Raw genomic sequence first — 24,395 nt, 5'->3', positions numbered from 1 at the left:
GCTCGGAGAGTCACCTTTCAACGTCACCGGGAGATGCTCATGAGGATGCTGATCAACAGTCCCGAAACCGTCGTCGCCGATGCGCTGCGGGGGATGGCGGCCGCGCATCCCGATCTGGAGGTCGACGTGGAGCGGCGGGTCGTCGTACGGCGGGACGCGCGGGCCGGGGGGCGGGTCGGGCTGGTGTCCGGGGGCGGGTCGGGGCACGAGCCGCTGCACGCCGGGTTCGTGGGATACGGGATGCTGTCGGCCGCGTGCCCCGGAGAGGTGTTCACCTCCCCGGTGCCCGACCAGGTGCTGCGGGCGGCGGCTGCCGTGGACTCCGGGCAGGGGGTGCTGTTCGTCGTCAAGAACTACACCGGGGACGTGCTGAACTTCGAGATGGCCGCCGAACTCGCCGAGGAGGACGGCCTGCGGGTGGAGCGCGTGCTGGTCAATGACGACGTGGCCGTCACCGACAGCCTGTACACGGCGGGGCGGCGCGGCACCGGGGCCACGCTGTTCGTCGAGAAGATCGCCGGCGCGGCCGCCGAGGAGGGCGCCCCGCTGGAGCGGGTCGCGGAGCTCGCCCGGCGGGTCAACGCGTCCTCGCGGAGCTTCGGGGTGGCGCTCAGCGCGTGCACGACACCGGCGAAGGGCAGTCCGACGTTCGACCTGCCCGACGGGGAGCTGGAGTTGGGGATCGGCATCCACGGCGAGCCGGGCCGCGAGCGGCGGGCCATGATGCCGGCCCGGGAGATCGCGGAGGTCGCGGTGGGGGCCGTACTGGAGGAGCTCGGGGAGGTGGCTCCGGCGGACGGGCCGGTACTGGCGCTGGTCAACGGCATGGGGGCGACGCCGCTGCTGGAGCTGTACGGGTTCCACGCGGAGATGGCGCGGGTGCTCGCGGAGCGCGCAGTGCCGGTGGCGCGGACGCTGGTCGGAAACTACGTCACGTCCCTCGACATGGCGGGGTGTTCGGTGACGCTGTGCCGCGCGGACGAGGAACTGCTGCGGTTGTGGGACGCGCCCGTGCGGACCCCGGCCCTGCGGTGGGGCTGCTGAGAAGCTGGGCAGACACGGCGTGGACAGGAATGCGGACACGGTGAGGAGACGGAATTGCGTGACGCGGAATTCTTCCGGCGCTGGATGACGGCCGCCGGGGCCGCGGTGGAGCGCGAGGCGGACCGGCTGACCGAGCTCGACTCCCCCATCGGGGACGCCGACCACGGGAGCAATCTGCTGCGCGGCTTCACGGCGGTACGGGCGGCCCTGGCGGCGGATCCCGCCGCGAGTCCGGGGGCGGTGCTGGTGCTGGCGGGGCGGACGCTGATCTCGACGGTCGGCGGGGCGTCGGGCCCGCTGTACGGGACGCTGCTGCGGCGGACGGGCAAGGAGCTCGGGGAGGCCGCCGAGGTCTCCGACGAGGCACTGCGCAAGGCTCTGTACGCGGGGGTGGGCGCGGTGGCGCAGCTCGGCGGGGCGGCGCCGGGCGACAAGACGATGCTGGACGCGCTGGTGCCGGGGGTGGCGGAGCTCAGCACCTCGTACCGGGCGGCCGCGGTCGCGGCGGAGAACGGGGCGCGGGCGACGGTGCCGATGCTGGCCCGCAAGGGGCGGGCGAGCTACCTCGGTGAGCGGAGCATCGGCCACCAGGACCCCGGGGCGACCTCGTCGGCCCTGCTGCTGGGGGCTCTCGCGGATGCGGCGGACGCCGTATGAGCGGGCCGTCGGTCGGCATCGTCCTGGTGTCGCACAGCGCGGTGGTCGCGCAGTCCGTGGCGGATCTGGCGCGGGGCCTGGCGGCGGGCGGCCCCGTCGTCCCGGTGGCCGCGGCGGGCGGCACCGCGGACGGCGGCCTGGGTACGGACGCGGACCGCATCGCCGCGGCCGCGCACGAGGTGGACCGGGGCGCGGGGGTCGCGCTGCTGGCGGACCTGGGCAGCTCGGTGCTGACGGTGAAGGCGCTGCTGGCGGAGGACGAGCTCCCGCCGCGGTCCCGGCTGCTGGACGCCCCGTTCCTGGAGGGAGCGGTGGCCGCGGTGGTGGCAGCCTCGGCGGGCGCCCCCTTGGACGCGGTGGCGGCGGCGGCCGAGGAGGCCTACACGTACCGCAAGGTCTGACGGGGCCGGGCCGGGGCGTCCCCTTCGGATCGCGCCGGCCCGGTCCGGGATCGAGGTCCTGTCGTCAAAATCCCGTCAGTGGGCGCGGCCGCGGAGGGATTCGATTTCCCGGCGGTCCCGCTTTGTGGGGCGGCCGGTGCCGCGGTCGCGGACGCCGACCACCTCGGCCTCGATGCGCGTCGGCGCCGGCGGGCTGTTGTCGACGAAGCATTCCGCGGCCACCGGAGCACCCACCCGCTTCGTCACCGGCCGCTTCACCACGACGATGCGCTCGCGCCCCGCGTGGAACAGCCGTACCTCGTCCCCCGCGCGCACCGCCTGCGCCGGCTTCGCGCGCTCCCCGTTGACTTTCACATGGCCCGCCCGGCAGGCGGTCGCCGCGACCGAGCGGGTCTTCGTCAGGCGGACCGACCAGATCCAGGCGTCCACCCGGGCGGATCCCGTGGTTCCCGTGGTTCCCGTTCCCGCGCCCGTTCCCGTTGCTTCATCAGCCATGCCGGAACTTTAGCCAGCCGGCCCGCCCCAAGCGGAATGCATATTGGCGGAATTGCCAAGAGGCATGGCATCTGCCATGTGTATCAGCCCAAGAGAATTGCAAATGCGGGACACGTGCCCCTACCTTGTCGCTCATGCAGTCCTACACCATCGGACAGGCGGCGCGCCTGCTGGGCGTCAGCCCGGACACCGCCCGCCGCTGGGCCGACGCCGGCCGTGTCGCGACCCACCGCGACGACGCCGGCCGGCGACTGATCGACGGCCGCGACCTGGCCGCCTTCTCCGTGGCAGTGGGCCAGGGCGCCCACACCGAGGACGAGGAGCCGTACACCTCGGCCCGCAACGCGTTCCCCGGCATCGTCACCGCCGTCAAGCTCGGAGACGTGGCCGCCCAGGTCGAGATCCAGGCAGGTCCCCACCGCCTGGTCTCCCTGCTCACCCGTGAGGCCGTCGAGGAGCTCGGCCTGGAGGTCGGCATGCAGGCCACCGCCCGCGTGAAGTCCACCAGCGTGCACATCGACCGCACCTGACCCTCCAGCACCAGCGCACGTTCCCACCCGCTCCGCCCATCACCGGCGCGGGTCACCACCACGCGGAACCGGCACCAGGCCGGCCGCCGACCCGACCGAGGAGCACCAGCTCATGTCCCCGATCCTGAACCGCCGCAGCGCCTTCACCGCCGCGCTGACCGCCGCCCTCCTCGTCCCCGCGCTGGCCGCCTGCGGCAGCAGCGACAAGAAGGACTCCGGCGCCGCGGCCTCCCCCTCGGCCAACGCCTCCGCCTCCGCCGAGCCCAAGGCCGCGAACCTCACCGTCCTCGCCGCGTCCTCCCTCACCGACGTCTTCAAGACCGCGGGTGCCGCGTACGAGAAGGCGCACCCCGGCACGAAGGTCACCTTCTCCTTCGCCGGCTCCCAGGAGCTCGCCGCCCAGGTGAAGCAGGGCGCCCCGGCCGACGCACTGGTCACCGCCGACACCAAGACGATGGACGGGCTGAAGGCCGAGACCAACGACCCGACGGTCATCGCCAAGAACCGCCTGGTCATCGCGGCCGGCAAGGGCAACCCGTTCAAGGTCGACGAGCTCAAGGACCTGGCCGACACCAAGATCAAGGTCGTGCTCGCCGCGCCCGAGGTCCCGGTCGGCCGCTACAGCAAGCAGATCCTCGACGCCCAGAAGATCGAGGTGAAGCCGGTCTCCCAGGAGCCCAACGTGCGCGCCGTGCTGAGCAAGGTCGAGCTCGGCGAGGCCGACGCCGGCCTCGTCTACAAGACCGACACCCTCAAGTCCGGTGACAAGGTCTCCGTCGTGGACATCCCGGACGCCGAGAACGCCGTGGCCTCCTACCCGGCCGCCACCCTCAAGGCGTCCAAGAACGCCGAGGCCGCCGCCGCGTTCGTGGCCTGGCTGAGCACCCCCGAGGCGCAGAAGATCCTCCAGGACGCGGGCTTCCAGAAGGCGTAACCGGCTCCTTGGCCGGCGCCGTAGCCGCAAGGATCGAGAGGGACCGCCTGGTCCGGGGGGGACAGGCGGTCCCTTTCGGCGTGTCCCCGCCGACCCGCCGTACTCCTCGCGCCCGCGTACTCCCCGTGCTTCCCGTCCGCCCGTACGCTTCAGCCAGGAATCCACATGAGCAGACACCGCACCCGCACCCGGCCCCCCTTGACCCTGGCGCTCCCCGCGCTGCTCGCCGTCGCGTTCCTGCTGCTGCCCCTCATCGGCATCCTCACCCGCACCCAGTGGAGCGAGCTCGGCACCCACCTCACCAGCCCGGGTGTGGTCCAGGCGCTGCGCCTCTCGCTCTTCGTCTCCCTGTGGGCGCTGGGCCTCTCACTGCTCCTCGGTGTGCCGCTGGCCTGGCTGCTGGCCCGTGTCCCGTTCAAGGGGAAGGCGTTCGTCCGCTCACTGGTGCTGCTCCCGATGGTGCTGCCGCCGACCGTCGGCGGCGTGGCGCTGCTGCTGGGCTTCGGCCGGCGCGGACTGCTCGGGCCCTGGCTGGAGGGCACGTTCGGGATCACACTGCCGTTCCACACGTCGGGGGCCGTCGTGGCGGCCACCTTCGTCGCCATGCCCTTCCTCGTCATCAGCCTGGAGGGTGCGCTCGGCGGCCTCAAGCAGAGCTACGAGGAGACCGCCGCCTCCCTCGGCGCCTCGCCGGTCCGGGTGTTCTTCACCGTGACCCTGCCGATGGTGGCGCCCGGCCTGATCGCGGGCGCCGCCCTCACCTGGGCCCGCGCGCTCGGCGAGTTCGGCGCGACCATCACCTTCGCGGGCAACCTGCCCGGCACCACCCAGACCCTGCCGCTCCAGGTGTACCTGCTGCTCCAGGACGAGCCCGAGGCCGCCACCTCCGTCTCGCTGCTGCTGCTCGTCATCGCCATGGCCGTACTGATCGCCCTGCGCGGCCGCTGGACCGGCACCCCTGCCGCCGCCAGGCCCGCCCCGGCCCCGGGGATGCCGGAAGAGGCGGCGGCCGCGGCCCCCGGGAGCGGGCGGACGCCGGCCGCGGAGCCGGTGCCGGCGGACCTGCCCGCCGGCCTGCCCGCCGCCCCCGACGACGGCGGTCACTGGCCGCTGCACGCCACCGTCACCGGCTTCAACGAGCTCACCCTGGACGCCGATCCCGGCACCACCATCGCCGTCGTCGGCGAGAACGGCGCCGGCAAGACCACCCTGCTGCGCGCCCTCCTCGGCCTGACCCCCCGCGCCCACGCCGAACTCCGGCTCGGCGACACCGACGTCACCGCGCTGCCCCCGCACAAGCGCCAGGTGGCCTGGGTCCCGCAGGACGGCGCACTGTTCCCGCACCTGAGCGCGCTGGCCAACACCGCGTACGGGCTGCGCGCCCGCCGGGTGCCGCGCGCCGAGGCCCGCCGCGAGGCGCAGCTGTGGCTGGACCGGCTCGGCGTCGGCCACCTCGCCGCCCGCAAGCCCGCACAGCTGTCCGGCGGCCAGGCCCAGCGCGTCGCCCTGGCCCGCGCGCTGGCCGCCCGGCCCCGCCTGCTGCTCCTCGACGAACCGCTCGCCGCCCTCGACCAGACCACGCGGGCCCGGGTCCGGCACACCCTGCGCACCCACCTGGCCGGCTTCGGCGGCGTCTGCCTCATCGTCACGCACGACCCCGTCGAGGCGGTATCCCTCGCCGACCGGGTCCTCGTCCTCGCCGACGGGCGCACCCTCCAGGACGCCCCGCCCGCCGAGGTCACCCGCCACCCCCGCTCCCCCTGGGTCGCCCGCATGCTCGGCCGCAACGCCTGGCCCGGCACCGCGTCGGCCGACGGCCTCGTACTCGCCGCCGGAGGCCGGCTGGTGGTGGCGGAGGCGCTGCCCGAGGGGTCCCGGGCGCTGGCGATCATCGGCCCGGAGGCGGTGTCAGTGCACCGCGACCGCCCGGCCGGCAGCCCGCGCAACGTCTGGCAGGGCTCCGTACGGGAGATCACCGCGGTCGGCAGCCGGCTGCGCGTGCTGGTCGGCTCGGCCGAGGCCCCGGACCTGGTCGCGGAGATCACCCCGGAGGCGGCGGCCGAACTGGGCCTGGTCGACGGCTCCCCGGTATGGACCAGCGTGAAGGCGACCGAGGTCACGCTCGTGGAGCTCTGACCCGTACGGTCTCAGGGCGCGTAGTGGACCGCGAGCCAGTCCCCCGGGGCGAAGGCGTCGACGCCGACCAGGGTCCGGCCGGTGCGCGGGGCGGCCACCGACAGGACGCCCTCGGAGCGGTCGGCGGCGAACTCCGGGGCGCCGACGGTGAGTACGGCGGCCCGTTTGCCGGTGGTGCGCCGGAACTCGGCGAGCAGACGCCCCGTCAGGGCCGTTTCCTTGAGGTCCACACGGCCGGGCGCGTACGCCCGTACGACGGCCAGCGCGCCCGTGGCCGGCTCCCGGGCGGCGTCCGCCAGGGCCTCGCGCAGGGCCCGCATCCGGTCCAGGCCTCCTCCGCCCAAAGTGGGCTTCGCGCTGTCGAGCGACAGGAACCGCACGCCGCGGTGCACGAACTCCGGCCGGTCGGCGCCGGTCAGCACGAAGTCGGCACCGGCGTCCCCGCCCCCGACGGCGCCCCCGACGGCGAACCGCCAGGGCCGCGCCCGGACCCCGGCCTCGCCGGCCACGATCGGATCCCGGACCCCGGGCACGGCGGCGGGTCCCGTCGGCGGGGTCCGGGCGCCGAGCGTGTCGAGCGCGAGCCGTCCGGGGCCGGTCCCCCCGACCGCCGAGAACCGGGTCACGGTGAGCGGAGGCTGCGCGGCGGCCGGGAGCGGAAGGGTGACCTCCCGCCAGCCGGTCCAGTCCGCGGCGGGCCCGCGCACCGTGACGGGGGCCCCGGCCGCGTCGGCCAGTTCCACGGCGGGCCGGGCCCCGGAGCCGTCGCCGCCGACCCAGAGCGTGAGCGAACGGGCGAGCTCCGGCACGGGCACGGGCCGCGGCGGGGCGGCGCTCCCCTGCGCCCCGGCCCGGGGCAGATCCAGGGCCAGCCCCGCGCCCGGATGCCCCTCGGCCACGGAGGCGCCCGGTCCGGTCCACTCCCCGGCGTCGGCCAGATCGGCGAGCGGCAGGGTCACCAGCCCGACGCCGAGCGGGATTTCGACGGCCGCGCCCGCCGCGCCCGGCGAGCCGCCGATCGTCCGGACCGTGGCGCGCAGTCGGCCCGTGGCCTGGGGCACGAGGGCCGTGACGGTGAAGCCGCCTCGGCCGTCATCGGCGACGCTCCACCGGGACCGGTCGAACTCCAGGGCCACGTCCCGGGGTTCCACGACGGCGGCCGCCCCCTGCGCGTCGTACCCGGTCAGCCGGAATCCGGCCTTCTCCCCCTGTTCCGCGAGCCCGATCCGGGCCTGCGTGGGCCGGATCCGGATCAGCGGGCCGAGCACCTCAAGCGGCAGCGCACCGTACGCCGTCGTGCGCCGGGCGTGCGCCGTCGCACGGCCGGGGCGCACGGCGTGGAACACCCCGGCGGAATCGACCCTGCCGGCCCCTTCGGCGTACCACACCGGCGCGCCCGGGGCCGGACCCAGCAGCGCGTCGTAACCGGTGGCCGAGAGGGTCCGGGTGAGCCCGGGGAAGACCCGGGTGAAGTCCTCGGTGGCGCCGCCGACGGGCTCGATCCGGTACCCGGCGGTCCGGCCGGAGCCCGCCGGAGCCGTGAGGACGAGCCCGTTCGGCACGGGCCGCTGCGGCCCGTCCGACGGTGAGTTCTCCAAGGCCAGGGCCGTCGCCCCGCTCAGCCCGGCGAGCAGGGTCGAGGAGCCGCCGCCGTCGAGGTTCAGGGCCTCGTACGAACCGAGCCGGTGCATCAGCCCGCCCAGCGCGGTCAGGGTGAGGCCGCCGCTGTCGCGCTGGCGGCCGTCCACGGTGAGGATCCGCAGCCGCCGCCCGTCGCGCGAGAACCCGACGGCCGTGCGCGGGGCGGCGGTGTTGTTCGGTTCGCCGTCGTGGTTCTGCGGGACACCGGCCACGACGAGGGCCTCGCGCCCGCCGACGGCCGCCACCGGGATCGGTCCGGCTCCCGGGACGGCCCGGGCGGCGACCGCCACGGCGTCCCCGGGCCGCAGGGCGGCGAGTTCGGAGGCGGCCGACCCGTTGACGGCCGCCGCGAGCAGCGTGGTGCCGGGTTCCGGACGCTCCCGGCGGGCCGGGGCTCGTACGGGCGGGGCCGCGGCCGTGACCCGGCCGTCCCGGACCGCAACGGCGGTGCCCAGCGCGGGCAGCTCCTTCCCCGGCCAGTCGGCGGTGTAGGCGGACAGGCCCTCGGCGGCCGGCCGGGCCGCGTTGTAGCCGGTCAGCGGACGCACCGCACCACCGGGCAGGGTGACGCTCCCGTCGAGGCCGAGACCCAGGACCCGGCCCCTGCCGTCGGCGCCGAACCCGACGGCGGGGGCCGCGCCGGGCCCCGGGCCCGCGGAGTGCAGCAGCCGGCCGCCGCCGAGGCCGGGGCCGAGCGGTGCGCCCGTACCCCGGATGTCGAAGAAGTCGCCGTTCACGGCGGCGACCACGCGCCGCCCGGGCCCCGCGGGGTGACGGGCGGCGGACTCGGCGACGGTGGCCGGGCCGCGGCCGCCCAGGTACTCGGCGCGCACCCCGCCGCTCCCGCCGAGGTCGACGAGGAGCTCGTCGATCCGCAGCCAGCGGTCGGCCTCCAGCCGGTCGTACGACTCCAGCCGGACCCCGGGGGCGATCTGCCGGCCGGTACGGGCGGTCTCGATCCCGTCGGACCCCGCACCGGCGGCGAGCGCGGAGGCGGGGGCGGGGGCGACGAGGACGACGGCGAGCAGGACGGGCAGCAGCGGACGCAGGCTCAGCACCCAGGCAGGATCGGCCACTCGGCCCTCCCCGGGCGGGCACGAGCGCCCGTGCCCCGCGATTTCAGCCATTCACCCGTCATTCGGCCCGCAGAAAGGATTTGGCGGCCGGATGCCGGGCTGGCAAGGTTCGGACGTGCCCGCCGCAGGTCAGCGGGCACCCGCATCTCTGTCGCATGTTCCCGTGGGGGGTACGCACCGCATGTCCTTGAACGAGCCGCAGGGCCCGCCGACTCCACCTCCGGCTCAGCCGCCGGCCGAGACCGCAGCCTCAGCACCGGCACCGGCACCGGCACCGGCCGAAGCCCCGGCCGCTTCGCAGCCCCCGGCCGAGGCCCCAGCCGCAGCCCCGTCGCCCCAGCAGCCGCCCGCCGCCGCGCAGTCGGCAGCGCCGCAGCCGTACCCGGCGCAGGCCTCCCCGGCTCAGCCCCACCCCGGACAGCCGTATCCCGGCCCGCCGTACCCCGCTCAGCCCTACCCTGCTCAGCCGTACCCCGGCCCGCCCCAGCCCGGGTACCCCGGCGGCCCGTACCCCGGCATGCCGTACGCCGCTCCCACCGACGTACTGCGCTCCCCGCGCGGCCTGGCGGTCGCGGTCACCGTACTGCTGGGGGTCGCGGCCGCGGTCAACCTGTTCTCGGCGGCCATCAGCGGGTACGTCTTCTCGCTCATGAAGCGCGTGAGCGCAGACCCGGCGGACGTCGGCCAGGGCACGCTCGACCGGTCGGACGTCCTCACCGCGGTCGCCGGCTCCCTCCAGTCACTGATCCTGCTGGCCACGGCGGTCGTCTTCATCATCTGGTTCCACCGCGTGCGCGTGAACGGCGAGATCATGCGCCCCGACGCCTTCGTCCAGAAGCGCGGCTGGGCCATCGGCGGTTGGTTCATCCCGATCGGCAACCTCTTCCTGCCGTTCCAGATCGCCAAGCAGACCTGGACCGCCAGCACCCAGTTCGGGCCCGACGGCTCCTTCCGCGCGGTCTCGGCCGCGCCCCTCAACGCCTGGTGGGCCCTGTGGGCCTCCTCGCTGGTGCTCGACCGGGTGTTCAGCTTGATGTACAAGCGGGCCGACACTCCCGAGGCCCTGCGCGACGCGTCCGCCGTGGGGATGGTCACCGACCTGGTGACGGTCGCCGCCGCGGTCCTCGCCATCGTCTTCGTCCGCAAGCTGACGGCCATGCAGACCGCCAAGGCGGAGCAGGGCCCGTACGCGGCGGTCTGACCCGCCGCCCGGCGGCGCCCGCGCACGTCACGGCGCCGCCGCGGGCCCCGGTACGGCGAACTCGCACCACACGCTCTTCCCGCCGCCCCGGGGCTCCACTCCCCATTCCTCGGCCAGCCGGTCCACCAGCAGCAGGCCGCGCCCCGACACCGCCCAGTCGCCCGCCTCGCGCCGGCGCGGCAGGGCGCTGCTGGAGTCCTCGACCTCGATCCGGATCCGGCCCTCCGCGGTCAGCCGTACGTTGACGTGGCCGCCGCCGTCGGTGTGCACGAGGGCGTTGGTCATCAGCTCGTCCGCCGCCAGTTCGATCTCGTCGGCCCGGTCCGCGGCGCCCCACGCGGCCACCGCCGCGCGGATCAGATGGCGCGCCATCGCCGGGCCGTCGGGGTCGCCCGGGGCGAGCGGCAGGCTCAGCGGACCGCCACCGCGCGGGGCGGGGGTGCCGCGGCGGCGCAGCAGGAGCAGGGCCATGTCGTCGCCGACGCCCGCGTCCCCGACCAGGTCGCACAGGACGTCGGCGAGCTCCTCGACGTCCACGGGGCCGGCGCGGACCGCCTCCATGAGCTCCTGCATCCCGGCCTCGGGGGCGCCGTCCGGCCGTTCGAGCAAACCGTCCGTGCACAGCACCAGGGTGTCCCCGGGGTGCAGTTCGAGGCTGGTGACGGGGTAGCCGGAGCCGGTTCCCGGCTTGTCGCGCGGCGGCAGCCCGAGCGGGAGTCCGCCGGCCACCGCGATGCGGTGGCAGCTGCCGTCGCCGCGCCGCACCACCGGTTCGAGGTGGCCGGCGCGGACCAGCTGGAGCATGCCCGTGTTCAGGTCCACCTCGGCGTACGTGCAGGTGGCGTACCGCTCCGTCTCCAGCTCCCGCAGGAAGGTCGAGGCCCGCGCCATGGCCGTGCCGGGGGTGTGTCCCTCGGAGACGTACGCGCGCAGGACGATCCGCAGCTGGCCCATGACCGCCGCCGCGTCGGTGTCGTGCCCCTCCACATCGCCGATCATCACCCCGACGCGGCCCTCGCCGAGCGGGACCACGTCGTACCAGTCCCCGCCGATGTCCCGCCCCATCCGGGCGGCCCGGTACCGGACGGCGATCCGCGCCCCCGGCACCTCCGGGATCCGGCGCGGCAGCATCGCCCGCTGGAGGCCCTCCGCCAGATCGTGCTCCTGCTCGAAGAGGATGGCCCGCTGGAGGCTCTGCGCGATGCCGCTGCCCAGCGCGACGAGCAGGTTCCGCTCCTCGGCGGTGAAGTCCCCGTCCCTCGTGTACAGCAGCCCGAGCGCGCCGACGGCCCGGCCCTGGGCGATCAGCGGCAGGTAGACGCCGCTGCGCACGGACAGCGGCTCGATGTACGGCCAGAGCTCCGGGTAGTGCCCCTGGAACTCCTCGCGCGAGGCGATGAACACCGGCTGGAGGTTCCGTACGGCCTCGCTCATCGGGAGCCGCGCGTCGATCCGGGTGTACTCGATCTCCGGGACGTACGAACCGAGCTGCCCCTCCGCGACGAGGTGGATCCGGCCGCCGTCGACGATGCCGAGCATCACGCTGACCGCACCGAGGTGGCCGAGGGCCTCGGGGTCCTTGAGGACGTCGGTCACGTCGTTGACGGTCCGGGCGTGGGCCAGGATCGCGCTGGTCCGCTCGACGACGCCGGTCATCCGGCGCCGTCCCTCGGCCTGCTCCCCGCCGGCGCCGGGCTCGCCGGGGTCGTGGGCGGCGTCGCGCAGGATCCCGATGATCCGGTACGGGCGGCCGTTGGCCTCGCGCAGGATGTGGCCCTGGATGTGGGTCCAGACCGGGGTTCCGTCGCGCAGGCGGGTGCGTACGTACGCCCCGTAGTGGCTGCGGCCGTCCTTGAGCGCCTGCGCGACCCGGGCGTCGAGCCGGACCTCCTCGCCGGGCGGCACGCGTACCCGCAGCCCCTCGGGGGTGCCGGTGAACTCCTCCGGGCGCAGGTCGAGGACCTCGAGGGCGGTGGGATCCAGATGCATCTGTCCACTGTCGAGGTCCCAGTCGAAGGTGCCCATGCGGTTGAGCGCGAGGCTCATGTCCGGCTGCGCGGGCCAGTCGACCTCGGGGCTCGCTCCCCTTTCGGCCATGCAGCCAGGGTCTCACCGTTCCCGGACGCGTGCCCGCACAGCCCGGCCGTCGTCATCCGGCGCCGTGGGCGGACGGTGTGCCGGAGACGGACGGGTTCCCTGGCGGGGGCGCGGACGCCGGCTTCGACTCGGGTTTCGACGCGGGCGCGGACGCGGGCTTCGACGCGGGCTCGGACGGGGGCGGGGAGACGGGCGGGGACTGCGGCGGGGGCGGGGACACGGACGCCGACTCGGACGGGGAGTGCGAGGGGGTGGGCGGGGTCGGGCCCTGCGCGGAGGTCGCGGGAGCGGGGTGCGACGGTGTGACCGGCGCGGGCGGGAGCACCGGCGGCGGCACGGGCTTGTCGTGCTTGCCCTGGTGGTCGCCCCGGTCCCGCGCGAACCAGCGCCGGTCGTGGTGGTCGTAGATCACGAACTTGTGGACGACCGTCACCGACGGCGCGATGACCACCGTCTTCGACGGTTGGTACGAGCTCCACGGCTCCCCGTGCCGCTTCGGGTCGGCGTTCAGCGCGACCGGGGGCCCGAGCGGGTTGCCGCACGCGCACCGCACCCGCGGCACCCCCCGGTCGTCGATCAGCACCGCCGTCCCCGCCTGGAGCACCGCCTGGAAGCCGGTGGCCTTCCCGTCGTGGTAGCCGTGGTTGGTGACCCGGGTGTCCGTGCGCAGCTGCACCGGGGTGAGCGCGCGCAGGTATCCGGGCACGGACTCGGGCCGGATGCCGAGCGCCGAGGCGAAGGCCCCGTTCTTGGCGGGCTGGGCGGACAGCAGCCGGATCTGCTTCTCGACGTCACAGCTCGCCACGGACTGGGTGCCGCCGTACAGGCCCGGCGCGGAACCGCTGATGCTGCGCGTGGGGGTGGTGCCGGTGCCGGGCGTGGCGCTCTGCGCCGACGGCGCCGGGCTCTGCGGCGGCGGTACGGCCTCCTGCACGGCGGTGGACTCGGTGAAGGGGGCGGGGCCGGTGGCGGAGGCGGGCTGGAGGAACACCTCGCCGCGGGCGGCAGGGGAGCCGCCGGGCCGGGTCAGCACGACGGCCAGGACCACGGCGGCGGCCACCGCGACGAGTGCGGTGGCCAGCCGGGGTCCGGACCGCCACCAGGGCCCCTTGGCGGGTGGCCCGGGCGGCGTACCCCCAGGTGGCGGAGCCGGCGGCGTACCCCCGGGTGGCGGGCCCTGCCGCCCGCCCGACAGGGGGCCGGACGGCGGACCGGTGGGGCGCGGGCCCGGCGGCCGCGAGGACTGCGTGGGCCGCTGCGGCTCCTGGCCGGGGCCGGAAGGTTGCGTGGTCACGGGCTCTTCTTCCCAGGCGGCGGAGTTGCGGCGGAGTTCCGGTCCCTGCGGACCATTGTGTGCGTCGTCCCGGTGGTGGCCGCAAGCCGAGCGTGCCTACGGTTGCAGCGTGAGCGTGAGCAGTCCGTCGTCACCGGGTCCGCCGCCGCCGCGCTCGGCATCCGGGGTCGCGGCGCGGGCATGGCGGGACGCCCTCGTCGCCGTCGTGGCGGGCTTCGTGGTGATGGCCGTCGTCGCCGCGGCCGGTCTGGCCTGCGCCGGAGCGACCGGTCTGCCGGGCGGCGCGTTCCCCCGGGTGGTCGCGGCGGTCGTCGTGATGGCGGCCGGCGGATCGGTCGAGGTGACGGGCGGGGCCGGCTTCCTGGCCCAGGCCGACGCGAGCCTGTCCGTACTCCCGCTCTCGGTGAGCCTCGCCGGGGCCCTCACCGCCGGCTCCCTCTTCCTGCGCCCCCTGCACAACCGGGCGGTGGCCCGGCCGGGGGAGCTCCTGGCCCGGGCCGGCCCGCTGGTCGTGCTCTGGCTGCTCGCCCTCACCGGCGCCGCGCTCCTCGCCCGCCACACCTTCGGGATCGCCACCGGCGACTCCCCGGTGGCCGACCTCGGCGAACTCCTCGACGCCTCCCCTACGGTCGGCTTCCGGGCGGCCCTGCCCGCGACCCTCGGCTGCGGACTGCTGTGGATCCTGGGCCTGTTGCTGATCGCCCTGCTGGTCTCGCGCCGCGCGCCGCTCCCGGCCCGGCTCGTCCGCTTCCACACGGCGGTACGCCCCGCCGCGTTCGCCACCGTGGCGCTGCTCCTCGCGTACGTGGTCCTCGGCATCGGCGTCGGCCTGGTGGTGGCCGCCACGCAGGGGCACGCGGACCGGACCTTCGCCGTCATCCTGCTCGGCCTGCCGAACCTCGCCTGGTTCGGGCTCACCCTGGGGTTCGGCGGAGCCTGGGAGGGCAAGGTCGAGGGCCCGTTCGGGCTGCCGATGCCGCAGCTCCTGGACGAGGTGCTGCGCCGGCCCGACCTGTCCCGGGTCGACGTGGCCTCGCTCGCGCAGCGGGACTCGCGCGCCTGGTGGCTGGTGGCCGTCGCCGCCGTACTGCTGCTCGGCACGGGCTTCCTGGCCGCCGTACGCTCCCCGGCCGGCGTCCGCGCCTGGCAGCACGCGCTCCACCTGGGCGTGGCCCTCGCCCTCGCCACCTTGATGGTGTGCCTGCTGGCCGGTGTCCAGGCCCGGTTCGGGCTGTCGTTGCTGGGCATCGGGGACGTCGGCGGGCTCGGCGGCACCGTCGAGCTGCGCCCGGTGCTGTGGCGCAACGTGGGCCTCGCCCTGGTGTGGGGTGCGCTCGCGGGCTTCCTGGGCGCGCTGCTGGCCCGCCCGGTCCACCGCCGCGGTCTCGTCGAGAAGCCGCCCGCGGCCACGGGAAAGTGACCGGACGACCGGACTTCAGCCGGTTCCTCTGCCTCGGAAGACCGGCAGCGCCCAGCGCGGTGGCGGGGGTGGGGCGCCGGGCGGCGGGGCCGCTTGGGCGCCTGCCCGGCGCAGCGCCCCCGTGAACTCCAGGCAGCTGCTCCACCGGTCGTCCGGGGATTTGGCCAGGGCCTTCGCCAGCACCTCGTCCACCGCCGCGGGCAGGCCGGGCCGCCGTGAGCTCACCGCGGGCGGCGGATCGAACTGGTGGGCCCACAGCAGCGCCATGTCGTCGTCCCGCCGGAACGGCGGGCTCCCGGTCAGCGTCTCGAAGACGACGCAGCCCAGGCTGTAGACGTCGCAGCGGGCGTCGACCGGCTTGCCGGAGATCTGTTCGGGCGCCACGTAGTCCAGGGTGCCGACGAACTGCCCGACGCTCGTGAACCCGGTCAGCGACAGCGACTTCTTCGTCAGCCCGAAGTCGGTCAGGTACACGTGCTCGGGGTGCTCGCTGTCCGTCCCCTCCGCGACCAGGATGTTCCCCGGTTTCACGTCCCGGTGCACCAGGTCGTGGGCGTGCGCCGCGTCCAGCGCCGAGGCCACCTGGCCCGCGATCCGGGCCGCGGTCTCCACCGGCAGCGGCCCGGTGCGGTCCAGCAGGGCGCGCAGGTCCTGTCCGGGGACGTACCGCATCGCGATGTACAGCAGCCCTTCGGTCTCGCCCGCATCGAAGACCGGCACGATGTGCGGGTGGTCGATCGCCGCGGCGACCTTCGACTCGTGGGCGAAGCGCTGCCGGAAGACGTCGTTGCGGGCGAGTTCGGGGGCCAGCAGCTTCAGGGCGACCGGCCGGTCCAGTCGCAGGTCCCGGGCGAGGTAGACGACCGCCATGCCGCCGCGGCCGATCTCGCTCTCCACCAGGTACCCGGCGATCTGCTTGCCGCGCAGGTCGGAAGGGCGTCCGCCCAGGGACTCGGCGGCCATCACGGCCCTCCGCTCCCGGGCGGAGTCACGATCCGCGTGGGCTCGTGTCCGACCGAGGACTCCGGCGCCTCGGGCGACTCCGGCGCATCCGACGGCTCCGACGCCTCGGCCGGCCCCGGCTCGGCCGGGCGGCCCCCGGGACCCTCGCCGACCGCGTACGTCACGAGGCCGGTGCCGTCCCCGTACATCCAGCGCCCGGTGGCCTCCTCGTACAGCCAGACGGACTCCCCTTCGACCACGATGCCGGCCCGCAGCCCCCGGGTCGCCCGCCGGAAGGCCTCGGTGTCCGTGCGCCCCGAGGCGAGGTCCGCGGCGGCCCGCCGGTAGCGCTCCAGGGCCTCGGCCCCGTGCGCGAGCAGCGTGAGCGGGTCCGGGTCCTCGGCGCGCGCCGGGGGCCGGCCGCCGGTCGTCGGCGGCGGCTCGGGTACGGAGACCAGGAGCCGGCCGTCCACCCAGGCGGACCAGCCGTTGGCGCACAGGATCTCCCCCCACTCCCCGCGCCGGGACAGCAGCTGTACGGGCAGGAAGGGGTCCAGGGCCGCGGTCGGCCGGGAGAGGTCGGGCCCCTCCCAGGCCGGCAGCCCCTCCCGGGGGACCACGTGGGTGGGGTGGAATGCGGCGGGACCGGTCGTACTGGTCATCGGCGGCTACTTCCGCATGATCGCGGGCTCGTGGCGGCGCAGCAGCCGCAGGACCAGCACCCCGAACAGGACGGACAGGACGACGAGCATCCCGACATCGAGCAGCCACACGCCCGCGCTGTGCGCGAAGAGCGGGTCGTCGGTGAGCTTTCCGGGCACGATCGCGCCGAGGTCGATGGTGCCGGCCATGGCGCCGAGCGCCCACCGGGACGGCACCAGCCAGGCCAGCTGTCCGATCACCGGTACGCCGTCGAGCTGGAGCAGGGCCCCGCAGAAGACCACCTGGACGATGGCCAGGAGGACCAGCAGCGGCATGGTGACCTCCTCCTTGCGGACCAGGGCGGAGACCAGCAGGCCGAGCATCATCGCGGTGAAGGACAGCAGGGCGACGGCGAGGGTGATTTCGAGGAGGGGCGGCATGAAGACCCCTTGGCCACCGGGGGCGTTGGTGTCGACTCCGTACAGGCCGACCAGGGTGAGCACGACGGCCTGAGCGACGGTGATGGCGCCGAGCACCAGCACCTTGGACATCAGGTAGGCGGATCTGGACAGGCCGACGGCCCGTTCCCGCTGGTAGATGACGCGTTCCTTGACCAGCTCGCGCACGGCGTTGGCGGCGCCGGTCAGCACGCCGCCCACGCACAGGATGAGCAGGGCGTTGATCGCGGTCTGCGGGGTGAGGGTGCTGCCGGCGAGGGCCCGGGCCATGGCGCCCATGACGAACGGCAGCGCGATCATGATGGCGAGGAAGGTGCGGTCCGCGCTCAACGCGGCGGCGTAGCGGCGCATCAGGGTGGAGAGCTGGGAGCCCCAGCTCTGGGCCTTGGGCGGCGGGGCGGCGAAGGCGGCCGTCCCGGACCGGTCCTCTTCCAGCCGGGGCTGCCGCGCGGCGTTGCGTACGTACGTGCGGTGCTGCGGGGAGCTGCGGTACTCCCCCGCCCAGTCCCGGTCCCGGTCGTTCTCGAAGGCTTCGAAGGCCTCGGGCCACTGGGTGAAGCCGAAGAAGCCGAGGGTCTCGTCGGGCGGCCCGAAGTACGCGATGCGCCCGCCCGGCGCGAGGACCAGCAGCCGGTCGCAGACGTCGAGGCTGAGCACGCTGTGGGTGACGACGATGACGGTGCGGCCGTCGTCGGCGAGGCTGCGCAGCATGTGCATGACGGAGCGGTCCATGCCGGGGTCGAGCCCGGAGGTGGGTTCGTCCAGGAAGAGCAGGGAGGGCTTGGTCAGCAGTTCGAGGGCGACGGACACCCGTTTGCGCTGGCCGCCGGAGAGGCTGTGGATGGGCTGGCCGGCGCGCTGTTCGAGGCCGAGTTCGCCGATCACCTCGTCGACGCGGGCCTGGCGTTCGGCCGGGGCGGTGTCCTGCGGGAAGCGCAGTTCTGCGGCGTACGTGAGGGCGCGGCGGACGGTGAGCTGGGCGTGCAGGATGTCGTCCTGGGGGACGAGGCCGATGCGGCTGCGCAGTTCGGCGTAGTCGCGGTAGAGGTCGCGGCCGTCGTAGAGGACGGTGCCGTGGTCGGCGGGGCGCAGTCCGGTGAGGGCGCCGAGCAGGGTGGACTTGCCGGCTCCGCTGGGGCCGATGACGGCGAGCAGGCATTTGGTCCCGACAGGGAAGGAGACGTGGTCGAGGAGCGTCTTGCGGCCGTGGTCCACGGTGACGGCCAGGTCCTGGACGTCGAGGGAGACCTCGCCGGTGTCGACGTACTCCTGGAGCTGGTTGCCGACGAGGCACAGGACGGTGTGGCCGATGCCGATGATGTCGCCCTCGGTGACGGGGGCGCGGTCGGTGCGGGTGCCGTTGAGGAAGGTGCCGTTGTGGCTGCCGAGGTCGGCGATCTCGTACGTGCCGTCGGCGAGGGCGCGCAGTTCTGCGTGGCGGCGGGAGACGACGAGGTCGTCGATGACGAGGTCGTTGGCGGGGGCGCGGCCGATGCGCACGGCGGTGCGGGCGGGCAGCGGGCGCACGGTGGTGGGCCGGCGGAAGGTGCCGGTGAGGGACGGGCGGGACACCGAGGACGGGCGGTCGCCGGCGGGCCGGCGGACCGGGGCGGCCGGGGCGGCCGGGGCCGGGCCGAGCAGCAGGGCGCGCGGGCCGTCGGCGGCGCTGCCGAAGCGCAGCTCGCTGCCGACGCCGACGTTCCACGCGTGGATGCGGCGGCCGTCGGCCCAGGTGCCGTTGGTGCTGTCCTCGTCCTCCACGGTCCAGTGGTCGCCGTCGGGGCGCAGGATCGCGTGGTGCCAGGAGACGCGGGCGTCGTCGAGGCAGATCTCGCAGAGGGGGTCGCGGCCGACGTGGTACGTCCGACCCGGGACCATCGCGGTGGTGCCGGCGTCGGTTTCCAGGACGAGCTCGGGCGCGGTCGGCACACCGGGGCGCTGGGCCATGTGGAGATTTTCCCACGATCGGCCCGGCTCGGCAGGGATCTGCATCACCGCAGGTCAGCGGCCTCTTAAGGGTAATGACAACGGTCCCCGTTGCAGCCTTTGCCCATTGCGTCACGGTGCGCTTCACTTCACGCGTCGGAACCGAACACACGGGGGACGCCATGAGTGGGCACGACCACGCGCACGACGGCAATGCGCCGCACGACCACGGCCACGATCACGCCGCCGGCCACGATCACGGCGGGCACGGCGGGCACAGCCACGGCGTCGCCGCCGACGCCGACCGCCGCTGGCTGGCCATCGCGCTCGGCCTCATCGGCGCGTTCATGGCGATCGAGGTCGTCATCGGCATCGTGGCCCAGTCGCTGGCCCTGATCTCCGACGCCGCCCACATGCTCACCGACGCCGTCTCGATCGTCCTCGCGCTGATCGCGATGCGGCTCGCGGCCCGCCCGGCGCGCGGCGGGTTCACGTACGGCCTCAAGCGCGCGGAGATACTCTCCGCCCAGGCCAACGGGCTCACCCTGCTCCTGCTCGCGCTCTGGCTGGCGTACGAGGCGGTCCGGCGGCTGCTCGACCCGCCGCCCGTGGCGGGCGGGCTGGTCCTCGTGACGGCGCTCGCGGGCATCGTCGTGAACGTGGCCGCCGCGTGGTGCATCTCCAAGGCGAACCGCTCCTCGCTCGCCGTCGAGGGCGCCTACCAGCACATCCTGAACGACCTGTTCGCCTTCATCGGCACCGCCGTCGCCGGTCTGATCGTGCTCACCACCGGATTCGTCCAGGCCGACGCGATCGCCACGCTGGTGGTCGTGGTGCTGATGGTCCGGGCGGGCTACGGACTGGTCCGCGAATCCGGCCGGATCTTCCTGGAGGCCGCCCCGGCCCACATGGACCCGGACGCGGTCGGCGACCGGCTCGTCGGGCACCCGCCGGTCACCGAGGTGCACGACCTGCACATCTGGACCATCACCTCCGGGCAGGCGGCGCTGTCCGCGCACGTCCTGGTCGAGCCGGCCGGCGACTGCCATGCCGTACGGCGCGACCTGGAGCGGCTGCTGGAGAAGGAGTACGGGATCACGCACACCACCCTCCAGGTGGACCACGCCCAGGAGGCCCTGCTCACGGTCGGGCGCCCGGGCCAGGACGCGGCCGACCCGCACTGCGCCGACGCGCACGGCCCGGTGCACCGGCAGGGCCCGCACGACCACTGAGGTGCCCGTGCGCGGGGCATACATGGACGCATGACACAGAAGCGCAGCGCCGGACTGCTCCTCTTCCGCCCGGCCGCCGGGCCCGCCGGCTCCCCGGGCGAGGGCATCGAGGTGCTCCTCGGCCACATGGGCGGCCCGTTCTGGGAGCACAAGGACGACGGTTCCTGGGCCATCCCCAAGGGCGAGTACGAGGAGGACGAGGCCCCGATCGACGCGGCCCGCCGGGAGTTCACCGAGGAGATCGGCCTGCCGCCGCCCGAGGGGCCGTACCTCCCGCTGGGCGAGCTGCGGATCCCCGGCGGCAAGCTGGTGACGATCTGGGCGGTACGGGCGGACCTTGATCCGGCGCTGATGGTGCCCGGGACCTTCACGATGGAGTGGCCTCCGCACTCGGGCCGGACGCAGGAGTTCCCCGAACTGGACCGGGTGGCCTGGTTCACTCCCCCGGTGGCCGAAACCAAGCTGATCCCCTCTCAAATTCCTTTCCTGGAGAGGCTGTTGGGGCTGCCGCGAGGTTGACCCGACCTTGACTTGCCAACAAACCCCACCTGCGTGGACATTGCACATATGACGAACGTCGTGCTGGTGGGAACCCTGGACACCAAGGGTGTCGAGTACGGCTGGCTGCGCGAGAGGCTGCTGCGCACCGGCGTCGAAGTGATCATGGTCGACACAGGAATCATGGGCGATCCCCGGGTGCCCGCGGACATACCGCGCGAGGCGGTGGCCCGGGCAGCGGGAACGGAACTGTCGGAACTGCGCGCGGCCGCCGACCGGGGCGCGGCCGTGACGGCGATGGCCGAGGGTGCCGAGGCGACGCTGTTACGCCTGCACGCCGAGGGCCGGCTGCACGCGGTGCTCGCCATAGGCGGCAGCGGCGGCACCTCCATCGCCACCCGGGCCATGCGCGCGCTGCCGCTCGGCGTGCCGAAGCTGATGGTCTCGTCCATGGCGTCCGGGGACGTGGCCCCGTACGTCGGATCCTCGGACATCACGATGATGTACAGCGTGGTGGACATCGCGGGGATCAACAGCATCTCCGCGCCGGTCATGGCGAACGCGGTCGAGGCGGCCGCGGGGATGGCCAAGGGCTTCGAACGGGCCTCCATGGAGCTGCGCCGCCCGGCCCGGCTGGGCTCCGGCTCCCGCCCGCTGATCGCCGCGAGCATGGCGGGTGTCACCACGGCCGGTGTGGACGCCGCCCGCGAGAGACTGACCGAACTCGGCTACGAGGTACTCGTCTTCCACGTCAGCGGCACGGGCGGCCGCACCCTGGAGACCCTGGCCGGCCAGGGCATCTTCGCGGGCGTCCTCGACCTCACGCTCAGCGAGCTCGCCGACGACCTGTGCGGCGGCATCCTCACCGCCGGACCCGACCGGCTCAGCGCCGCCGGGCGGGCCGGGATTCCGCAGGTGGTGAGCCTGGGGGCGCTGGACATGGTGAAGTTCGGCCCGCTGGAGACCCTGCCCGAACGGGCCCGCTACCGCCGGGTCCACGTACACAACCCGTCCATCACCGTGGTCCGTACGACCCCCGCCGAGTGCGCGGAGCTCGGCCGCCGGGTCGCCGCCAAACTCCGCGCCGCGACCGGTCCCACGGCCGTGTGCGTCCCGCTCCGCGGACTGTCCACGCTCGGCGCACCGGGCGGCACCTACCACGACCCGGACGCCGACCGGGCCCTGTTCTCGGCGCTGCGCGAGGGGCTGCGGGGCAGTTCCGCCCGGCTCTACGACTACGACACCCACATCAACGACCCGGCCTTCGGGAGGGCGGCGGCCGACCGGCTGCACACCATGATCGGCGCGGCGCGGGCCGCGGCGTGACCCCCGGACGACCCGTGTAAGGCCCCCGTAAAACCACCCCGGCCACCGTGTGAGATGCTCCGCGCGGTTGGGAACCGGCCGTGGCGGAAACCGTGTCCCTGGGTGTGCCCGCTCGCCGCGAGCGGGCCCGGTGGCCGGGGCCCGGTGAAGCCCCGCACGGGGACACGGGGACGGGGACGGGGGCATGACGATGAAGAACGCGTGGACGGTGCCCGGCTATGCGCAGGTCCGGGAGCTCGGCTCGGGCGGCAGCGGCCGCGTGGTCCTCGCCGTCCACGAGGCGACGGGCACGCCGGTCGCGGTGAAGTACCTCAGCGACCGGCTGCGCGAGGACCCGGCGTTCGTCGGGGAGTTCCGGGCCGAGGCCCGCCTCCTCGGCGGCTTGGACACCCCGTACGTGGTCCGGTTGTACGAGTACGTGGAGGCGCCCGCCGGCGCCGCCATCGTGATGGAGCTGGTCGACGGGATCTCCCTGCGCGCCCTGCTGAAGCAGGCCGGGCAGGCCGATCCCGAGGCCGCGCTGGTGGTGCTGAAGGGCTCGCTGCTGGGCCTGGCCGCGGCGCACCGGGCGGGCGTGGTCCACCGCGACTACAAGCCCGAGAACGTGCTGGTCTCCGCCGACGGCTCCTCGAAGCTGGTGGACTTCGGGATCGCGGCGCGCCGCGGTACGACGCCCGGGGTGGCCGGCACCCCGGCGTACATGGCCCCCGAGCAGTGGCAGGGCCGCCCGGCCTCGCCCGCGGCGGACGTGTACGCGGCGACGGCGACCTTCTTCGAGTGCCTGACCGGCCGCAAGCCGTTCGCCGGGCAGAACTTCGCGGAGCTCGCGGTCCAGCACATCGAGGCGCCCGTCCCGGAGACCGAGGCCCCGGAGCCGGTCCGCCCACTGATCCGGCGGGGTCTGGCCAAGGCTCCGGAGGAGCGGCCGGAGAACGCCGAGGAGTTCGTGGCGGAGCTGGAGGGCGTGGCGCTCGCCGCGTACGGGGCCGACTGGGAGGAGCGCGGGCAGCGCAAGCTGGCGGCGCTGGCCGCACTGCTGCCCCTGCTGTTCCCCTCCGCGGGCGCCCCGGCCGCCGGGACCACGGCGGTGGCGACGACCACGATCGCCGCGCCCTCGCGCTGGTCCCCGGGCCGGCCCGGGCTGATCGCGGGCGGCGCGGCGCTGGTCCTGGGGGTCCTGACGGCGCTCACCTACAGCGCGGCCGGCGGGGAGGCCGGCGGGGCCGCCGCGCTGAACGCGTTCGCGACGTCGAGCGCGAGCCCGGGCGCCACCGGCCCGTCGCCGGCGCCGGGCCCGAGCACGTCGGCGAGCCCCTCCCCGTCCGCTTCCCCGTCCCCCTCCCTCTCTCCGTCCGCGTCCGCGTCGCCTTCGACCTCGGCGAGCCCGAGCTACTCGCCGGTCGTGACGCCCACGGTCACGGCGCCGACGACCAAGCCGCCCACCACCACCCCGCCGCCTTCGCCGAAGCCGACGGTGGTCGTCGGAGCGGTGTCCGTCACCGTCCGCCAGACGGGGAACTCCATCGGCCAGGCGACGGTGACCGTCGAGGCGAAGGGCACCGCCCCGGTGACGGTGGTGCTCGAATGGTTCACGGGTGACGTGGAGGGACGGCTGGGGACGCCGGACGGCGCCGCGGACACCCTCACGTACCAGCCGGGCGCCGCCGCGCCGCTCGTCAAGACCCACACCTTCTCCGGCGCGGGCTGCTACTGGGGCGTGCGCGCCACCACCAAGCCCGCCGCCGGCAACGGTTCCTCGACCGACCAGGTCTTCATCAGGCGGTGCACGATCTCATGAGCGACAGCGACAGCGACGACTACAGCGCCACCGTCCTCGGCAGCCACTGGTTCAGCGGGCCGCAGCAGACCCGGCCCCAGCCGCAGCTGCCGCCGCAGGAGGCCGTGCCCGACCGGGTCGAGGGCTCGGTCCTGCGGTTCGGGCCCGGGGTGACGGCCGCCATGCCGGCCCCGTTCCCCGTGGTCGCGGAACCGGCACCGCCCCGCCGCCGGCGCGGGGAGTGGCGCCGGTACACCCTGGCCGCCGTGATCCTGCTCGCGGTCCTCGCGTACCTGGCCTGGCAGCGGTACGGACCCGCCCTCGAGGTACGGGACGTGACCGTCGCCACCGCCGACCCGCGGGGTCCCGGCTGCGACTCGACCGCCGATGTGGTGGCCGTCGTACGGACCAACGGGCGGCCGGGGACCCTCACGTACCGCTGGATCCGCTCCGACGGCACGCAGTCGGAGCAGCTCACCGAGCGGGTGCCGAGCGGGCGGAAGGAGGCTCGGCTGCACCTGCTGTGGACCTTCCAGGGCCGTGGAACGTACGGGGCCGAGGCGAGGCTCCAGCTGGTCTCGCCCGGGCAGCGCACCGCGGCGACGCAGTTCACGTACCGCTGCGCGGGCTAGGCCGGCCGTGTCCGTACCCGCTTGTTCCGTTGCGGA

The 24,395-nt window shown here is 74.8% G+C and carries 20 protein-coding genes; 13 read left to right on the top strand and 7 right to left on the bottom strand.

From position 1 onward, the window contains the following. Positions 1-39 precede the first annotated feature (39 nt). The 3 genes from dhaK to IF02_RS0116790 are packed head-to-tail and all read left to right on the top strand — an operon-like array spanning position 40 to position 2,102. Positions 40-1,044, top strand: coding sequence for a dihydroxyacetone kinase subunit DhaK (dhaK, locus tag IF02_RS0116800; protein ID WP_030157700.1), 1,005 nt, complete (start codon positions 40-42; stop codon positions 1,042-1,044). A 54-nt stretch (positions 1,045-1,098) separates the two neighbouring features. Then, positions 1,099-1,701 carry a dihydroxyacetone kinase subunit DhaL gene (gene dhaL / locus IF02_RS0116795; protein ID WP_030157698.1) on the top strand — a complete coding sequence of 201 codons (603 nt, stop codon included), beginning with the start codon at positions 1,099-1,101 and terminating at the stop codon, positions 1,699-1,701. After that, complete coding sequence (locus IF02_RS0116790; RefSeq protein ID WP_030157697.1) at positions 1,698-2,102, top strand: PTS-dependent dihydroxyacetone kinase phosphotransferase subunit DhaM; 405 nt, start codon at positions 1,698-1,700, stop codon at positions 2,100-2,102. The genes dhaL and IF02_RS0116790 overlap by 4 nt, the downstream gene beginning before the upstream one ends. 75 nt (positions 2,103-2,177) lie before the next feature. Here IF02_RS0116790 and IF02_RS0116785 read toward each other — a convergent pair whose 3' ends face one another. Beyond that, entirely contained in the window at positions 2,178-2,597 is a 420-nt protein-coding gene (locus IF02_RS0116785) for an RNA-binding S4 domain-containing protein (RefSeq protein WP_078622134.1), read from the bottom strand. A 134-nt stretch (positions 2,598-2,731) separates the two neighbouring features. Between IF02_RS0116785 and IF02_RS0116780 the strand changes: the two genes are divergently transcribed. From IF02_RS0116780 to IF02_RS0116770, 3 genes are all read left to right on the top strand, one after another. Beyond that, positions 2,732-3,127, top strand: coding sequence for a TOBE domain-containing protein (locus IF02_RS0116780; protein WP_030157692.1), 396 nt, complete (start codon positions 2,732-2,734; stop codon positions 3,125-3,127). Positions 3,128-3,239: 112 nt separating this feature from the next. Beyond that, positions 3,240-4,061, top strand: a complete 822-nt coding sequence (gene modA / locus IF02_RS0116775) for a molybdate ABC transporter substrate-binding protein (RefSeq protein ID WP_030157690.1) — start codon at positions 3,240-3,242, stop codon at positions 4,059-4,061. Between the two features lie 165 nt (positions 4,062-4,226). Beyond that, positions 4,227-6,197 carry an ABC transporter permease gene (locus IF02_RS0116770; protein ID WP_030157688.1) on the top strand — a complete coding sequence of 657 codons (1,971 nt, stop codon included), beginning with the start codon at positions 4,227-4,229 and terminating at the stop codon, positions 6,195-6,197. 11 nt (positions 6,198-6,208) lie between these two features. On the opposite strand, the gene IF02_RS0116765 is transcribed toward IF02_RS0116770, so the two are convergent. Beyond that, positions 6,209-8,914 (bottom strand): phosphodiester glycosidase family protein, encoded by a 2,706-nt coding sequence (locus IF02_RS0116765; protein WP_051696270.1) that lies wholly within the window; start codon positions 8,912-8,914, stop codon positions 6,209-6,211. Positions 8,915-9,431: 517 nt separating this feature from the next. Between IF02_RS0116765 and IF02_RS0116760 the strand changes: the two genes are divergently transcribed. Then, entirely contained in the window at positions 9,432-10,115 is a 684-nt protein-coding gene (locus IF02_RS0116760) for a DUF4328 domain-containing protein (protein WP_037836450.1), read from the top strand. 27 nt (positions 10,116-10,142) lie between these two features. On the opposite strand, the gene IF02_RS0116755 is transcribed toward IF02_RS0116760, so the two are convergent. Then, the gene (locus tag IF02_RS0116755; RefSeq protein ID WP_030157683.1) at positions 10,143-12,212 is read right to left on the bottom strand and encodes a SpoIIE family protein phosphatase; all 2,070 of its coding nucleotides are present in this window, start codon (positions 12,210-12,212) and stop codon (positions 10,143-10,145) included. 52 nt (positions 12,213-12,264) lie between these two features. Next, entirely contained in the window at positions 12,265-13,506 is a 1,242-nt protein-coding gene (locus tag IF02_RS0116750) for a DUF6777 domain-containing protein (protein ID WP_078622133.1), read from the bottom strand. Between the two features lie 109 nt (positions 13,507-13,615). Between IF02_RS0116750 and IF02_RS0116745 the strand changes: the two genes are divergently transcribed. Next, positions 13,616-14,926, top strand: coding sequence for a streptophobe family protein (locus tag IF02_RS0116745; protein WP_078622132.1), 1,311 nt, complete (start codon positions 13,616-13,618; stop codon positions 14,924-14,926). A gap of 15 nt (positions 14,927-14,941) precedes the next feature. Here IF02_RS0116745 and IF02_RS0116740 read toward each other — a convergent pair whose 3' ends face one another. From IF02_RS0116740 to IF02_RS0116730, 3 genes are read right to left on the bottom strand one after another with little or no spacing between them, the layout of a single operon-like run. Next, positions 14,942-15,889 carry a serine/threonine-protein kinase gene (locus IF02_RS0116740; RefSeq protein ID WP_030157677.1) on the bottom strand — a complete coding sequence of 316 codons (948 nt, stop codon included), beginning with the start codon at positions 15,887-15,889 and terminating at the stop codon, positions 14,942-14,944. After that, entirely contained in the window at positions 15,889-16,530 is a 642-nt protein-coding gene (locus IF02_RS0116735; protein WP_051696269.1) for a hypothetical protein, read from the bottom strand. Before IF02_RS0116735 ends, IF02_RS0116740 begins: the two co-directional genes overlap by 1 nt. 6 nt (positions 16,531-16,536) lie before the next feature. After that, positions 16,537-18,915 (bottom strand): FHA domain-containing protein, encoded by a 2,379-nt coding sequence (locus tag IF02_RS0116730; protein ID WP_030157672.1) that lies wholly within the window; start codon positions 18,913-18,915, stop codon positions 16,537-16,539. 161 nt (positions 18,916-19,076) lie between these two features. Between IF02_RS0116730 and IF02_RS0116725 the strand changes: the two genes are divergently transcribed. From IF02_RS0116725 to IF02_RS0116705, 5 genes are all read left to right on the top strand, one after another. Beyond that, positions 19,077-20,126, top strand: a complete 1,050-nt coding sequence (locus IF02_RS0116725) for a cation diffusion facilitator family transporter (protein WP_030157670.1) — start codon at positions 19,077-19,079, stop codon at positions 20,124-20,126. A 30-nt stretch (positions 20,127-20,156) separates the two neighbouring features. Continuing rightward, the gene (locus IF02_RS0116720; protein ID WP_030157668.1) at positions 20,157-20,645 is read left to right on the top strand and encodes an NUDIX domain-containing protein; all 489 of its coding nucleotides are present in this window, start codon (positions 20,157-20,159) and stop codon (positions 20,643-20,645) included. 48 nt (positions 20,646-20,693) lie between these two features. Beyond that, entirely contained in the window at positions 20,694-21,950 is a 1,257-nt protein-coding gene (locus tag IF02_RS0116715; protein ID WP_030157666.1) for a Tm-1-like ATP-binding domain-containing protein, read from the top strand. A gap of 184 nt (positions 21,951-22,134) precedes the next feature. Continuing rightward, a complete protein-coding gene (locus IF02_RS0116710; protein WP_234318227.1) occupies positions 22,135-23,748 on the top strand; it encodes a serine/threonine-protein kinase in 1,614 nt (537 codons plus the stop codon). Next, positions 23,745-24,359 (top strand): hypothetical protein, encoded by a 615-nt coding sequence (locus tag IF02_RS0116705; protein WP_030157662.1) that lies wholly within the window; start codon positions 23,745-23,747, stop codon positions 24,357-24,359. The genes IF02_RS0116710 and IF02_RS0116705 overlap by 4 nt, the downstream gene beginning before the upstream one ends. Positions 24,360-24,395 lie beyond the last annotated feature (36 nt).

Source organism: Streptomyces sp. NRRL S-244, assembly GCF_000717915.1.
Lineage (GTDB): Bacteria > Actinomycetota > Actinomycetes > Streptomycetales > Streptomycetaceae > Streptomyces.
This window is presented reverse-complemented; position numbering and strand designations above follow the sequence as displayed.

What these genes read in the sequence shown, in the direction of transcription:
- IF02_RS0116740 (WP_030157677.1), bottom strand. Translation starts at nt 15,889, where the DNA reads ATGGCCGCCGAGTCCCTGGGCGGACGCCCTTCCGACCTGCGCGGCAAG.
- dhaK (WP_030157700.1), top strand. Translation starts at nt 40, where the DNA reads ATGAGGATGCTGATCAACAGTCCCGAAACCGTCGTCGCCGATGCGCTG.
- IF02_RS0116710 (WP_234318227.1), top strand. Translation starts at nt 22,135, where the DNA reads ATGACGATGAAGAACGCGTGGACGGTGCCCGGCTATGCGCAGGTCCGG.
- IF02_RS0116790 (WP_030157697.1), top strand. Translation starts at nt 1,698, where the DNA reads ATGAGCGGGCCGTCGGTCGGCATCGTCCTGGTGTCGCACAGCGCGGTG.
- IF02_RS0116780 (WP_030157692.1), top strand. Translation starts at nt 2,732, where the DNA reads ATGCAGTCCTACACCATCGGACAGGCGGCGCGCCTGCTGGGCGTCAGC.
- IF02_RS0116705 (WP_030157662.1), top strand. Translation starts at nt 23,745, where the DNA reads ATGAGCGACAGCGACAGCGACGACTACAGCGCCACCGTCCTCGGCAGC.
- IF02_RS0116785 (WP_078622134.1), bottom strand. Translation starts at nt 2,597, where the DNA reads ATGGCTGATGAAGCAACGGGAACGGGCGCGGGAACGGGAACCACGGGA.
- IF02_RS0116720 (WP_030157668.1), top strand. Translation starts at nt 20,157, where the DNA reads ATGACACAGAAGCGCAGCGCCGGACTGCTCCTCTTCCGCCCGGCCGCC.
- IF02_RS0116755 (WP_030157683.1), bottom strand. Translation starts at nt 12,212, where the DNA reads ATGGCCGAAAGGGGAGCGAGCCCCGAGGTCGACTGGCCCGCGCAGCCG.
- IF02_RS0116725 (WP_030157670.1), top strand. Translation starts at nt 19,077, where the DNA reads ATGAGTGGGCACGACCACGCGCACGACGGCAATGCGCCGCACGACCAC.
- IF02_RS0116770 (WP_030157688.1), top strand. Translation starts at nt 4,227, where the DNA reads ATGAGCAGACACCGCACCCGCACCCGGCCCCCCTTGACCCTGGCGCTC.
- modA (WP_030157690.1), top strand. Translation starts at nt 3,240, where the DNA reads ATGTCCCCGATCCTGAACCGCCGCAGCGCCTTCACCGCCGCGCTGACC.
- IF02_RS0116715 (WP_030157666.1), top strand. Translation starts at nt 20,694, where the DNA reads ATGACGAACGTCGTGCTGGTGGGAACCCTGGACACCAAGGGTGTCGAG.
- IF02_RS0116735 (WP_051696269.1), bottom strand. Translation starts at nt 16,530, where the DNA reads ATGACCAGTACGACCGGTCCCGCCGCATTCCACCCCACCCACGTGGTC.
- IF02_RS0116730 (WP_030157672.1), bottom strand. Translation starts at nt 18,915, where the DNA reads ATGGCCCAGCGCCCCGGTGTGCCGACCGCGCCCGAGCTCGTCCTGGAA.
- IF02_RS0116760 (WP_037836450.1), top strand. Translation starts at nt 9,432, where the DNA reads ATGCCGTACGCCGCTCCCACCGACGTACTGCGCTCCCCGCGCGGCCTG.